The sequence below is a fragment of the Halomonas sp. SL1 genome (assembly GCF_003030865.2).
Lineage (GTDB): Bacteria > Pseudomonadota > Gammaproteobacteria > Pseudomonadales > Halomonadaceae > Halomonas > Halomonas halophila.
Window position 1 is genome coordinate 1 of record NZ_PYUQ02000033.1, and the last position, 12828, is coordinate 12828.

Consider the following 12828-nt stretch of genomic DNA (forward strand, 5'->3'; position numbering starts at 1 on the left):
TGCCGATACCAAAAACCGGTGCCTTACCGCTTGGCTATACCCCAACGTGGTGGCCAGAGACGGAATCGAACCGCCGACACGGGGATTTTCAATCCCCTGCTCTACCGACTGAGCTATCTGGCCCTCGCCAACGGTGCGTATTAAACCGTAATGGCCCGCTGTCGTCAACTCTTTTCGATTCAAAAAGTTGGAAGACGGCTGCAGGCCCCGTCACGCCTACTTTTCGGGCGGCACAAAGCCTTCCGCCTGATCGGTCTGCTCGTTATCGAGGAAACGCTCCAGCTGCTCCATCAGGTACTCGCGCGCCGAGGGCTCGAGCATGTTGAGGTGCTTCTCGTTGATCAGGCGGGTCTGCAGGGCCTGCCACTCCTCCCAGGCCTGCTTCGAAACGGTGGCCTGGATCTCCTGGCCCTTCTTGCCCGGCAGCGGCGGGAACGGCAGGGCCTCGAGTTCTTGCTGGTACTTGCGGCAGAAGACGGTCTGGCTCATCGGTCATGGCTCCTGGGATGAGGAAGAATGGGGCGCGTCCTGGACGCTCAGGGTGAAGGGGCGCAGCGCGTCCAGCAAGCCTTTCACCGGCGCGGCCAGGCCGATGCTGTCCGGCTCGGCGGGGTCGAACCAGCGCCGCGCCTCGCCCACGCCGTCGAGCCGGCTCACCCGCGCCGGCTGCGGGGTGATCTCGAGGCGGAAATGGCTGAACACGTGGGTGAAGGCCTCCCAGGGCGCTTCCAGGCTGGCACCGGGGGCGTGGTGGTCGAGCCAGGCGCGCAGCTCCAGCGAGGTATCGAACTGCGGCAGGCTCCACAGCCCGCCCCACAGGCCGCTGGAGGGGCGCTGCTCGAGCAGTACCCGCCCGGCCTCGTCCTGCAGCAGCAGCATGGTGGTGGTGCGGGTGGGAATGGCCTTCCTGGGCTTGGACTCCGGAAAGCGCTTCTGCTCGCCGCGTGCCCGGGCCACGCACACGTCATTGAAGGGGCAGCGCTCGCAGTCGGGCTGGCCGCGACGGCACAGGGTGGCGCCCAGATCCATCATCGCCTGGGTGAAGTCGACCACCCGGCGCTCGGGCGTGTAGTGCTCGGCGAGGCCCCACAGCTCACGCTCCACCGCGGGCCGGCCGGGCCAGCCTTCCACGGCGTGCAGCCGCGTGAGCACGCGCTTGACGTTGCCGTCGAGGATCACCGCCCGCCGGCCGGTGCTCTGGGCGATCACCGCGCCGGCGGTGGAGCGGCCGATGCCGGGCAGCGCGGCCATGGCGTCGAGGCTGTGCACCGGGAACTCGCCGTCGTGTTCTTCTACGACTACCTGGGCGGCCTTGTGCAGGTTGCGCCCGCGGGCGTAGTAGCCGAGCCCGGTCCATAGATGCAGCACCTCGTCCTGCTCGGCGGCCGCCAGCGAGCGCACGTCGGGGAAGCGCTCCATGAAGCGCTCGAAGTAGGGAATCACGGTGGCGACCTGGGTCTGCTGCAGCATGATCTCCGAGACCCACACCCGGTAGGGCGTGCGCTCGTGCTGCCAGGGCAGGTCGTGGCGGCCGTGGACGTCGAACCACTCGAGCAGGCGTCGCTGGAAGGTGTCGGGAGGCAGGATGGCGGGGGGCGTCTCCGTCATGGGCATTGTCTCGGCACGAAAAAAAGCGCCGACTATAAGAGTCGGCGCAGGGACTGGCTATTGCTTGCTCAATTGAAGAGACCATCGAGGGCGTCGCGAAGTTCCCGACGCGAATCATCGCCGATGCGTTCGTCGAGTTTTTCCACCGCGTTGCCGAGGCTCTCGCGCAGCTTGTCGTTGGCGCGCTGAGAGACTTCCTCGCGCAGCAGGTCGCCCAGCGTGGAGCGGAAGGCGTCGCGGTCGAAGCGACACCACTCGCCGCTGTCGCCGCCCAGCTGACCCTCGCAGCGCACCGGGAAGGGCACGTCGACCAGCCGCCGATTGACCTCGCAGGCGGCGTCCACGTCCTCGCCGGTGAAGCGGGCGTTGGCGCGCAGGGCGAAGCGCTCGCTGGTCAGGTCGAAGCTGCCCTCGCCGCCCAGGCCGATGCCGGGGATGGCGACATTCAGGTCATCGCTCTCGGCCACGCCATCGCGGATGCGGAAGCTGGCCTCGGCGCGCTGGAAGCGGGTGTCCGGGGCCCAGTCGCGGCTGGTGCTCTCGCCTTCCAGGCGCGCGGTGGTGGTGCACAGCTCCTGGGAGACGTTGACGCCGGGAATGCGCCCCTCGGCCAGGCGCGTGGCGAGCCGACCGTTCAGGGCACGCTTGAGCTCGGGCACGCTGTTGCCGCGGGTCGTCAGCTCGCCCTCGGCGCTCAGCCTGCCTTCCAGCGGCGCCGGCTCCTCGCCCAGCGAAGTCAGCAGCGAGCCCAGACGCAGGTTCTCGACGCGCGGCGACAGCTGCCAGCGCAGCGGCGTCTCGCGGGCGTCCAGCTCGCCGGTGGCCGAGAGACGCCCCTCGTGGAGGCCGGACGCAAAGTTCACCAGCCGCTGGCGGCCGTCGTCGCCGGCCAGCGTGAGGCTGACGTCGCTGAAGCTCTGGTCCATCAGGATCAGTTCGCCGAGGCTCAGCTCGGCGTCGAGGGAAAGCGTGGCCAGCCAGTCGGCGGGCAGCAGCGCCTGCCGTGCGTCCTGAGCCAGGGCACGCCCCACGCCCGGCAGGCTCGGGCCGCCGGCGGTCTCGGCGGAAGGATCGGCGGCCGGCAGGTAGTCGTCCATGTTCAGACGGTCGCCCTGCAGGTCGGCCTCCAGGCGCGTGCCGTCGAGGTTCGCCCCCAGGCGACCGTTGAAGGTGCTGCCGTCGAGCTTGAGGTTAAGGCCGTCGAGGGTGACGCGCTCCAGGTCGCCTTCGATGGGGCTGGTCAGCGCCACCTGGCTCAGGGCCGCGTCGGCGGCCATGTCCGGCAGAGCGTCGAAGCGCTCCAGCCAGGGCCGTAGCGAGAGCTCGGCGAGGCTCAACTGGCCCTCGTAGGCCGGCGCCTCGACCAGCTCGGTCAGCGTCAGGTTGCCCTGGAGGTCGAGGCCGTCGGGCCCGCTCAGCGCCAGCTCGCTCAGGCGAGCGCTTCGGGCGGCCAGGTCGGCGTCGAGACCGAAGGCCAGCGACAGCGGCAGGCGCTGCTCGCCCAGCCGCGGGCCCATCAGGCCGGCCTCCAGCTGGCCACCATTCACCCGCACCCGGTCGCCGGAGAGATCGAGCACCAGCTCGTCGGCGGCGAGCTCGAGCCGCTGGGCTTCGTCGGCACCGTCGAGGCGGGTATGGGTGTCCAGCGCCAGCCCCTGGAGCACATGACGCCCCTCGGCCAGCCCCAGGCTGACCCGTGTCTCGAGACTCAGCTCGCTGGCCAGCTGCGGCGTCTCGGCACCCAGCCCGTCGCGCAGCGCGACGTCGAGGCTGGCGCTGAGCGGGAAGGGATGATCGGGATTGACGTTGCTGCCGGTGATGTCGACGTCCGAGAGCGTCATCTCTCGCCCGGCCTGGACGTCGCGATAGTCGATGCGGCCGCCGCGCACCTGCACGCTGGCGATGTTCAGCGCCACGTCCAGGGCGCTGGCATCGCCACGAGGGTTGGGGCCGGCGCTGGCCGGCGCCAGCACCGCCTCGGCCTGCTCGCCGCGGTTGCGCAGGCGCTCGATCAGCGCCTCCCAGTTGCCACGCCCCTCGGCGTTGCGCTCGAGGTTGAGGTCGACCCCCTCGAGGGTCAGGCCGTCGATGGCGATCTCGCCGCGCAGCAGCGGGGCCATCGCCAGGCTGACCTCGGCGTGGTCGAAGGCGGCGAAGGGCGCGTCGTCGACGACCTGTTCCGGCAGTCGCGCCTCGGCGCTTTCCACGCCGACACCCAGCCGCGGGTAGAAGGACCAGCTCAGCGGGCCGTCCAGCTCCAGCTCCAACCCGCTGTGCTCGCGCACGACGTCGACCAGTCGTGGCTTGAGGTCCTCGGGGTCGAAGAAGGTGGTGATGAACACCACGGCACCGACCAGCACCAGGCCGAGGACCCCGATGGCGGCCAGCAGAGTACGCAGGATTCGCTTCATTGCCCGGCTCCTTTGGGCGAGAGATCCAGTTCGAAGTAGTCGCCTTCCTGGGTCAGGCGGTAACCCATGCGGCTCAGCAGCACCTGATCGGCCATGGGCAGCTGGGAGGCCAGCACGCGCAGCCGGCGGCCGTCGGCGTGGGCGGCCTCGCCGGTGAGGGCCAGCAGCCGCGAGCCGACGCCGCGGCGGCGGGTGGTCTGGCGCACGCACAGGTGCGACAGCCACCAGGCCTGGTCATCCGGGGACACGGCCAGCGCCCCCAGCAGACGATCATTGAAACGGGCACAGAAGAAGAAGCGCTCGGCGGCCAGATGGTCGTCGACGAATCGCTCGGGCGGGGCCGGCAGGCGCTCGGCGGGGGCATCGGCGTAGATGCGTGTCAGATCGTGGCGTACCTGGGCGTCCGCTTCCCAGGTCGCTTGATCGACGCGCTGTAGCGTGACCGGCATGCAGGTATCTCCCTGAAAGAGGCAGGCCGGGCCTGCCGCATGGTTGGGGCATTGTAGCGAATGGGGGTAGCGTTTCACTATAATGGCAGCCTTGCAACGGCGGGGCCGCCCCGTCTTTTCCGCCCCGACGGCGGCCCCCCCATCACGACACGCGCCCAGGCGCTGGAGACCCGACATGTCCGAGCGTATCGCCACGGTCACCCGCGACACCAAGGAAACCCAGATCACGGTCACCGTGAACCTCGACGGCAAGGGCCAGCTGGTCTGCGAGACCGGCGTCCCCTTCCTCGACCACATGCTCGACCAGGTCGCCCGCCACGGCATGATCGACCTCGAGATCAAGGCAGTGGGCGACCTGCACATCGACGACCACCACACCGTCGAGGATCTCGGCATCACCCTGGGCCAGGCCTTCGACCAGGCGATCGGCGACAAGCGCGGCATCTACCGCTACGGCCACGCCTACGTGCCGCTCGACGAGGCGCTGTCGCGGGTCGTGGTAGACTTCTCCGGGCGCCCGGGCCTGTTCATGGACGTCGAGTTCACCCGCGCCAGCATCGGCCGCCTGGATACCCAGCTGTTCTGGGAGTTCTTCCAGGGCTTCGTGAACCACGCCAAGGTCACCCTGCACATCGACAACCTGAAGGGCTTCAACGCCCACCATCAGGCGGAAACCATCTTCAAGGCCTTCGGCCGGGCGCTGCGCATGGCCGCCGCCGAAGACCCGCGCATGGCCGGCCAGATGCCGTCCACCAAGGGCAGCCTGTGATCCCGCCGACCGACACGAGGAGCGTCCCATGACCATTGCCGTCATCGACTACGGAATGGGCAACCTGCATTCCGTCGCCAAGGCACTGGAGCACGTCACCCACGAGCACGTAGTGGTGACCCGCGACGCCCGCCGCATCCAGGGCGCCACGCGCCTGGTGCTGCCCGGCCAGGGCGCCATCCGCGACTGCATGGGCGAACTCGAGCGCACCGAGCTGCGCGGCCTGGTCGAGGAGCTGCTGGCCCAGCAGGCCAAGCCGCTGCTCGGCATCTGCGTCGGCCAGCAGATGCTGCATCAGCGCAGCGAGGAGAACGGCGGCATCGACTGCCTGGGCTTCATGACCGGCCAGGTGCGCCGCTTCCCCGTCGACATGCGCGACGACATGGACCATCGCCTGAAGGTGCCGCACATGGGCTGGAACCTGGTGCGCCAGCGCCACGACCACCCACTGTGGAAGGGCATCGACGACCAGGAGCACTTCTACTTCGTGCACAGCTACTACGTGGAGGCCGGCGAGGACGCCCAGGTGTTCGGCACCACCGACTACGGTCGCGTCACCGCCCACGTGGCCACCGGCCGCGATGCCACCTTCGCCGTGCAGTTCCATCCGGAGAAGAGCTCCCGGGCCGGCCTTCGACTGCTGGAAAACTTCGTGCAGTGGGAGCCCTGAGCGGCCACTGCAGCATTGCCAGGGCGCCCGTTGCCGCGCCCATGACAACGGTTTCAAGGGCGCCCGACCCCGCGCCCCTTACCATTTCCAGGGCGCCTGCTGCCGCGCCTACGACAATTTCCAGGGCGCCCGCTGCCGCGCCTGACAATCAAAGGGGCGCCCGCTGAGCGCCCGTAGAGGACTGGACATGCTGGTAATCCCCGCCATCGATCTCAAGGACGGCAAGTGCGTTCGCCTCAAGCAGGGGCGGATGGACGATGCCACCACCTACGGCGACGATCCCGTGGCCATGGCCGCGCGCTGGGTCGAGGCCGGCGCCCGCCGCCTGCACCTGGTCGACCTCAACGGCGCCTTCGAGGGCGAGCCGGTCAACGGCGAGGCGGTCACCGCCATCGCCCGCGCCTACCCCAACCTGCCGATCCAGATCGGCGGCGGCATCCGCTCGGCCGAGACCATCGAGCACTACCTGGACGCCGGCGTGTCCCAGGTCATCATCGGCACCAAGGCGGTCAAGGAACCGGCCTTCGTCACCGAGATGTGCCAGGCCTTCGCCGGCCACGTGATCGTCGGCCTGGACGCTCGCGACGGCTTCGTGGCCACCGACGGCTGGGCCGAGGTCTCGACCCTGAAGGCCACCGAACTGGCCAAGCGCTTCGCCGACGACGGCGTGTCCTCGATCGTCTACACCGACATCGCCCGCGACGGCATGATGGGCGGCGTCAACGTCGAGGCCACCGCCGAGCTGGCCCGCGAGGGTGGCCTGCCGGTGATCGCCTCCGGCGGCGTGACCAACCTCGACGACCTGCGCGAACTGATCGCGGCCGGCGAGCCGGGCATCCTCGGCGCCATCACCGGTCGCGCCATCTACGAAGGCAGCCTGGACGTGGCCGAGGCCCAGGCACTGTGCGACCGCCTCACCGGCCAACGCGACGGGAGCTGACACCATGGGACTCGCCAAGCGCATCATCCCCTGCCTGGACGTCGATGCCGGCCGGGTGGTCAAGGGCGTCAACTTCATCGGCATCCGCGACGCCGGTGACCCGGTGGAGATCGCCCAGCGCTACAACCAGCAGGGCGCCGACGAGATCACCTTCCTCGACATCACCGCCAGCCACGAGGACCGCGGCACCACGGTGGAGATGGTCGAGCGCATCGCCGGCGAGGTCTTCATCCCGCTGACCGTGGGCGGCGGTATCCGCACCTGCGACGACATCCGCACCATGCTCAACGCTGGCGCCGACAAGGTGTCGATCAACACCGCCGCCGTGCACAACCCCGAGTTCGTGCACGAGGCCGCCGAGCGCTTCGGCAGCCAGTGCATCGTGGTGGCCATCGACGCCAAGAAGGTCTCCGAGGAAGGCGAGGCACCGCGCTGGGAGATCTTCACCCACGGCGGCCGCCGCCCCACCGGGCTCGATGCCGTGGAGTGGGCCAGGAAGATGGTCGACCTGGGCGCCGGCGAGCTGCTGCTGACCAGCATGGACCGCGACGGCACCAGGATCGGCTTCGACATCGGCGTGACCCACGCCATCTCGGAAGCGGTGAGCGTGCCGGTGATCGCCTCCGGCGGCGTGGGCAACCTCGACCACCTGGTCGAGGGCGTGAAGGACGGCGGCGCCGACGCGGTGCTGGCGGCCAGCATCTTCCACTTCGGCGAGTACACCATCCCCGAGGCCAAGCGCTACATGGCCGAACGCGGCATCGAAATGCGCCTCTGACAGGCCTCCGGAGACAAGGACACGAATGACATCACCATGGAAGGTGGCAGGCAGGCTGGCCCTGCCTGCAATGCTGGCGCTCGCCGGCCCGGCCGCCGCCGAGGCGGAGCCGGCCTGGCCCCCGGCGCCGACGCTGGACCATGTGCTGGTGCAGACCAGCCTCTACACCCGACACTTCAGCGCCGACCCGGAACACAACAACCGGCAGCAGCTTGTCAGCCTGGAGCTGCATAACCCGCAGCGCTGGCTCGCCGGCACCGCCTGGTTCAAGAACTCCTTCGACCAGCCCACCTGGTACTGGTATGCGGGGCGCGAGTTCCCCTTCTGGCAGCCCACCGAGCGGCTGACTATACGCGCCAAGCTCACCGGCGGCCTGCTGCACGGCTACCAGGACGAGTACCGCGACAAGATCCCCTTCAACCGCTTCGAGACCGCGCCGGTAGCGCTGCCCAGCGTGGGCGCGCGATGGGGACGCTTCGAGTCCGACCTGATCGTGTTCGGCACCGCCGGCATGATGGTGACCGCCGGTGCGCGCTTCTAGCCGCTAGTCCATCGACAGCCCCAGGTTGCTGACGCCCTCGTTGCGGCCCAGCCGGCGCAGCGCCTTGAGGGCGTCGCGGCCGAGCTCGCCTTCCACCGCCTCGAGCACCGCATCCTGGAAGCCGTTCTCGTCCCCCATCAGCGGATGCTCGCGCACGATGGCGGCGAGGCGTTCGCCGTCCTCCTCGCCCTCGGTCAGCTCGATGAAGGCGCGCACGCCGCCGCGAGAGGTCCGGCTCACCTCCAGCACCGCCTCCGGCGAGTCGCCGCGCAGGGTGTCGAGCAGCGACGAGATCGCCACCACCGCTTCCAGCGCGCGACGGGCGCCGAAGCTGTCATCCTCGGCCGGCGGCTCCAGCTCGGCCAGCTTCTCGGCCTGGCGATCGAAGTCGATGCGCGCGTCCTTGACCGCCAGCCGCTCCCACACCAGATCGAGCACGACCCGCAGCGCCTTGGGATCGCCGTGGCCGGTGGCCTCGGCGTAGAAGGCGTAGTTGGGCAGCAGCCGCTCGCACAGCGCCGCCATGAAGGCCTGCTGACGGCGCGGCTCGAGCCGCTGCAGGCGCTGAAAGAAACCGCTCATGGATTCTCCTTGGAATATCGCTGTCTCGACATCGTCCCTGTGCTCACTCAAGGCCAGAGCCGTTCGGGGGCCACTCTGCCCCACGCATCGAACGCCACGCCCTCGTCGATCAGCCGCCGGCGCTGCTCGTCGGCGCCGGGATGGTCGGCCAGCTTGCGCGAGGCGGTGATCACCCGAAACCACGGCAGGCCGTGTCCGGACGGCAGCTCGCACAGCGCCCGGGCCACCAGCCGGGGCGTGCCGCCCTCGGTCATGGCGGCGATGCGCCCGTAGGTGGTGACCCGCCCCGGCGGGATCTCGGCCAGCACGGTCAGTATCTGTTCCTTGAGGGCCGCGTTCATGTACCCTGCCTTCCCTGAAGTTTTTGCCGATATGGCGAGGTCGCCCGCATGCACGTTCACCTGCTTCAGCACAGCCCCCATCTGGGGCCCGCCCGCATCGGCGACTGGCTCGACAGCATGGGCCACAGCCACACCGTGTTCCACCTCGACGAGGGCGAGCTGCCGCCGCGGCCCGGCGACGTCGAGGCGCTGATCGTGCTCGACGCCCCCGAGGGCCAGGCGCCCGCCGCCTGGGATCGCGGCGAGCGCAAGCTGATCGAGCGCACCCTGGACGGCCGCAAGCCACTGCTCGGCATCGGTCACGGCGCCCGGCGCATCGCCGAGGCGCTGGACGCCCCGGTGTCCCGCGGCACCCTGGCCGAGACCGGCTGGCAGACCGTGACCCTGGCCGAGGCCAGCCCCTTCGACCTGCCCGAGCGCTTCGAGGCCTTCACCTGGCACCGCGAGATCTTCGCCCTGCCCGAGGATGCCCTGCCGCTGGGCGGCACCGCGGCGAGCCCGCTGCAGGGCTTCGCCTGGGACGCCGGCCGGGTGATCGGCCTGCTGTGCCATCTGGAGGCCACCGCCGAGAGCGTCACCGCCATGCTCGACCACCTGCCGCGCCCGGAGGGCGACGCCGAGAGCCCCTATCGCCAGGAGCGCGAGGCGATGCTCGACGATTCACGGCGCTTCGACCGCCTGGCGCCGCTGCTCGACCGGGTGCTCACCCAGTGGGCCAGGCACGCCACGATGCGCTGACCCCTCAGGCAGAGGCGGTGGCGCTCGGCCGGCGCGCTGATTCGGCCTCGGCGACCCAGTCGCGGGCGAAGGCCAGGCAGCTGTCCCAGTCGCCCACGTGGAGGAAGCGCTGGTCGTCGTGCTTCTCCAGCTGGTAGCGATACATGGGGTCGTAGTATTCGGTGAGCAGCGGTGCCAGCCAGGCCTCGTGGGCCTGGCGATTGCCGCGCTCGTGCTCGCGGAAGGCCAGCTCCTGCAAGCGCTGCAGCCGCGCCAGCCGGGCGCCGCCGAGGCGCTTCCTGAGCCGACCCAGCGCGCCGGACAGCTGCTTGCGCATCAGCGTCCAGCCCAGCCAGTCGCCGAACTGCTGGCGATAGACCGTCCACAGATCGTCGATGTAGTCCTTGTGGATCTGCGCCAGCCGCCAGTCCAGCGGCATCTCGACGCGAATCCGCGGGGCGGCCTCCATGCCGCGCCAGAAGGTCAGCGGCACGTTGGCCGAGCCGATGTGGCGCGACTCGTCCTCCAGCACCAGCGGCCCCGGCAGCTCCAGCAGCCGCAGCCCCATGGCGTGCTCGAAGTCGATCTGCGACGGCGCCGGCAGCGGATGACGGCCGAAGGCCGAGCCCTTGTGGCGCGCGCAGCCCTCCAGGTCCAGGCCCTGATCCAGGGCGGTGATCAGCGAGGTCTTGGCGCAGCCGGTGAGTCCGCCCACCACCAGCATCGGCCGCTCGGCGGCGGCGTCGATGTGCGCGCACAGCGCCTGGCGCATGGCCTTCCAGCCGCCGCGGATGCGCGGCCGGGTCATGCCGGCCTCGGCCAGCCACTGCTGGGCGATCTGAGAGCGCATCCCGCCGCGGAAGCAGTAGACGATGGCGTCGGGATGGACCTCCAGCTCGCGCCGCCAGGCGTCGGCCCGGGCGGCCTTGATGCCGCCGCTGACCAGCCGCTCGCCCAGCTCGATGGCGGCCTGCTGGCCCTGCTGCTTGTAAGCGATGCCGACGAGATGACGCTCCTCGTCGTCCATCAGCGGCAGGTTGACCGCCCCGGGCAGCGCGCCCTGGGCGAACTCCACCGGGGCGCGCACGTCGATCAGGGCCCGACCCTCGCGCAGCAGCGCGAGGTCCGGCTCGACCAGCGGCAGATTCATCCCTTCACCTCGATGCGCGTCTCGCCGCGCTCGGCGATCACCTCGCCGAACGGCTCGAGCTCGAGACCGTACTGGCGGCCGACGCGCTCGACGTCATCCTCCCAGGACGGATGCACCGACAGCAGCAGGCCGCCGGAGGTCTGCGGGTCGCACAGCCACTGCCAGTGGGCGTCGTCCATGGCCGGCAGGGCCTTGCCCAGGGCCTCGCGGTTGCGGGCGCTGCCGCCGGGCACCGCGCCCTGGCGGCGGTAGGACTCGGCCTCGGCGAGACGCGGCAGGCGGCGGAAGTCGATGCGCGCGGCCACACCGCTAGCCTCGCAGACCTCGCTGAGATGACCGGCCAGGCCAAAGCCGGTGACGTCGGTCATGGCGTGCACGCCGGGAATCTTCGCCAGCTCGGCGCCGATGCGGTTGGAGGCGAGCATGGTGCGTCGCGCCAGGCCCTGGTGGCCGGGCTGGATCAGGCCCTGCTTCTCGGCGGTGGTCAGCAGGCCAACGCCCAGCGGCTTGGTGAGATACAGCAGGTCGCCGACCTGGGCGCCCTTGTTGAGCTTGAGGTGCTCGAGGTCGACCAGGCCATTGACCGACAGGCCGAAGATCGGCTCCGGGGCGTCGATGGAGTGGCCGCCGGCCAGCGCCAGGCCCAGCTCACGGCAGACCGCCTGGGCGCCGCCGACCACGTCGCCGGCGATGTCGGCGCCGAGCTTGTCGAGCGGCCAGCCGAGGATGCCCAGCGCCATGATCGGCGTGCCGCCCATGGCGTAGACGTCACTGATGGCATTGGTGGCGGCGATGCGGCCGAAGTCGAAGGGATCGTCGACGATCGGCATGAAGAAATCGGTGGTGGCGATCATGCCGCGGCCGTCGCCCAGGTCGTAGACGGCGGCGTCCTCGCGGCCCTGGTTGCCGACGATCAGCCGCGAGTGGCTGGCACCCGGCCCGGCCTTGGCGAGGATGCCGTCGAGGACGTCGGGGGCGATCTTGCAGCCACAGCCGGCGCCGTGGCTGTACTGCGTCAGGCGGATGGCACTCATCACGGTCTCCTTGGCGTCGTTTCCCGGCATTCTACAACACCGCGCCCCCGCCCCGTCGCTGGACGGCGATTTCACGCTTCGCGGGGTGGGCGCCTAGAGCGCTTCCAGCGCATCGGCCAGCTTGTCCACGGGCACCACTTCCATGCCCTCGGGCGAATGCTTGGGCGCGTTGCCGCGCGGCACGATGGCGCGCCGGAAGCCGTGCTTGGCGGCCTCGACGATGCGCTCCTGGCCGCTCGGCACCGGGCGGATCTCGCCGGACAGGCCGACTTCGCCGAACACCACCAGCTCGCGCGGCAGCGGGCGGCTCTGCAGGCTCGACACCACCGCCAGCAGCACCGCCAGGTCGGCGCTGGTCTCGAGCACCTTGACCCCGCCGACCACGTTGAGGAACACGTCCTGATCGCCGGTGAACAGTCCGCCGTGGCGATGCAGCACCGCCAGCAGCATGGACAGACGGTTCTGGTCGACGCCCACCGCCACCCGCCGCGGATTGCCCAGCGCCGAGTCGTCGAGCAGCGCCTGCACCTCGATCAGGATCGGCCGGGTGCCCTCCCAGACCACCATCACCAGACTGCCGGGCGCCTGCTCCTCGGTGCGCGACAGGAAGATGGCGCTGGGATTCTTCACCTCCTTGAGGCCGTGCTCGAGCATGGCGAACACGCCGAGCTCGTTGACCGCGCCGAAGCGGTTCTTCTGCCCGCGCAAGGTGCGGAAGCGCGAGTCGGCGCCGCCCTCGAGCAGCAGCGAGGCGTCGATCATGTGCTCCAGCACCTTGGGGCCGGCCAGGGTGCCGTCCTTGGTCACGTGGCCGACCAGCAGCAGCACGGTGCTGGAC

General features: G+C 70.1%; 15 protein-coding genes and 1 tRNA gene. 6 read left to right on the top strand and 10 right to left on the bottom strand.

The features are described 5' to 3' along the window. Positions 1–47 precede the first annotated feature (47 nt). The 5 genes from C9J49_RS16650 to C9J49_RS16670 all read right to left on the bottom strand — a co-directional run bounded on the left by C9J49_RS16650 (position 48) and on the right by C9J49_RS16670 (position 4468). Positions 48–123, bottom strand: a tRNA-Phe gene (locus tag C9J49_RS16650). Positions 124–216: 93 nt separating this feature from the next. Continuing rightward, entirely contained in the window at positions 217–489 is a 273-nt protein-coding gene (locus C9J49_RS16655) for an oxidative damage protection protein (protein WP_035594738.1), read from the bottom strand. 3 nt (positions 490–492) lie between these two features. Further along, the gene (mutY, locus tag C9J49_RS16660; RefSeq protein ID WP_046078123.1) at positions 493–1608 is read right to left on the bottom strand and encodes an A/G-specific adenine glycosylase; all 1116 of its coding nucleotides are present in this window, start codon (positions 1606–1608) and stop codon (positions 493–495) included. 68 nt (positions 1609–1676) lie between these two features. After that, positions 1677–4019 carry an AsmA family protein gene (locus C9J49_RS16665; protein ID WP_107182523.1) on the bottom strand — a complete coding sequence of 781 codons (2343 nt, stop codon included), beginning with the start codon at positions 4017–4019 and terminating at the stop codon, positions 1677–1679. Then, positions 4016–4468, bottom strand: a complete 453-nt coding sequence (locus C9J49_RS16670) for an acetyl-CoA sensor PanZ family protein (protein WP_035594730.1) — start codon at positions 4466–4468, stop codon at positions 4016–4018. The genes C9J49_RS16665 and C9J49_RS16670 overlap by 4 nt, the downstream gene beginning before the upstream one ends. A gap of 175 nt (positions 4469–4643) precedes the next feature. Here C9J49_RS16670 and hisB point away from each other — a divergent pair, with 175 nt between their 5' ends. The 5 genes from hisB to C9J49_RS16695 all read left to right on the top strand — a co-directional run bounded on the left by hisB (position 4644) and on the right by C9J49_RS16695 (position 8166). After that, entirely contained in the window at positions 4644–5237 is a 594-nt protein-coding gene (hisB, locus tag C9J49_RS16675; RefSeq protein ID WP_035594728.1) for an imidazoleglycerol-phosphate dehydratase HisB, read from the top strand. A gap of 28 nt (positions 5238–5265) precedes the next feature. Next, positions 5266–5907 (top strand): imidazole glycerol phosphate synthase subunit HisH, encoded by a 642-nt coding sequence (hisH, locus tag C9J49_RS16680; protein ID WP_035594726.1) that lies wholly within the window; start codon positions 5266–5268, stop codon positions 5905–5907. 187 nt (positions 5908–6094) lie between these two features. Then, positions 6095–6847: a 1-(5-phosphoribosyl)-5-[(5-phosphoribosylamino)methylideneamino]imidazole-4-carboxamide isomerase gene (gene hisA / locus C9J49_RS16685; RefSeq protein WP_035594723.1), complete on the top strand. Its 753-nt coding sequence runs from the start codon at positions 6095–6097 to the stop codon at positions 6845–6847. Positions 6848–6851: 4 nt separating this feature from the next. Beyond that, positions 6852–7625, top strand: a complete 774-nt coding sequence (gene hisF, locus C9J49_RS16690; protein WP_046078126.1) for an imidazole glycerol phosphate synthase subunit HisF — start codon at positions 6852–6854, stop codon at positions 7623–7625. A gap of 25 nt (positions 7626–7650) precedes the next feature. Continuing rightward, positions 7651–8166, top strand: coding sequence for a hypothetical protein (locus C9J49_RS16695; RefSeq protein ID WP_052719276.1), 516 nt, complete (start codon positions 7651–7653; stop codon positions 8164–8166). A 3-nt stretch (positions 8167–8169) separates the two neighbouring features. Here C9J49_RS16695 and C9J49_RS16700 read toward each other — a convergent pair whose 3' ends face one another. Together C9J49_RS16700 and C9J49_RS16705 are read right to left on the bottom strand one after the other, a co-directional pair. Beyond that, a complete protein-coding gene (locus tag C9J49_RS16700; protein ID WP_046078128.1) occupies positions 8170–8748 on the bottom strand; it encodes a YjaG family protein in 579 nt (192 codons plus the stop codon). 47 nt (positions 8749–8795) lie between these two features. Continuing rightward, positions 8796–9089 (bottom strand): MGMT family protein, encoded by a 294-nt coding sequence (locus C9J49_RS16705; protein WP_107182524.1) that lies wholly within the window; start codon positions 9087–9089, stop codon positions 8796–8798. Positions 9090–9137: 48 nt separating this feature from the next. Here C9J49_RS16705 and C9J49_RS16710 point away from each other — a divergent pair, with 48 nt between their 5' ends. Then, positions 9138–9827, top strand: a complete 690-nt coding sequence (locus C9J49_RS16710) for a type 1 glutamine amidotransferase (protein WP_107182525.1) — start codon at positions 9138–9140, stop codon at positions 9825–9827. Positions 9828–9831: 4 nt separating this feature from the next. Here the strand turns inward: C9J49_RS16710 and mnmH are convergent, their stop codons facing one another. The 3 genes from mnmH to C9J49_RS16725 all read right to left on the bottom strand — a co-directional run. Further along, positions 9832–10956 carry a tRNA 2-selenouridine(34) synthase MnmH gene (gene mnmH / locus C9J49_RS16715; RefSeq protein WP_107182526.1) on the bottom strand — a complete coding sequence of 375 codons (1125 nt, stop codon included), beginning with the start codon at positions 10954–10956 and terminating at the stop codon, positions 9832–9834. Further along, positions 10953–11993, bottom strand: a complete 1041-nt coding sequence (gene selD, locus C9J49_RS16720) for a selenide, water dikinase SelD (RefSeq protein WP_375700496.1) — start codon at positions 11991–11993, stop codon at positions 10953–10955. The genes mnmH and selD overlap by 4 nt, the downstream gene beginning before the upstream one ends. 90 nt (positions 11994–12083) lie before the next feature. Continuing rightward, on the bottom strand, positions 12084–12828 hold a 745-nt coding region (locus tag C9J49_RS16725; protein ID WP_111382336.1), incomplete at its 5' end, for a magnesium chelatase domain-containing protein.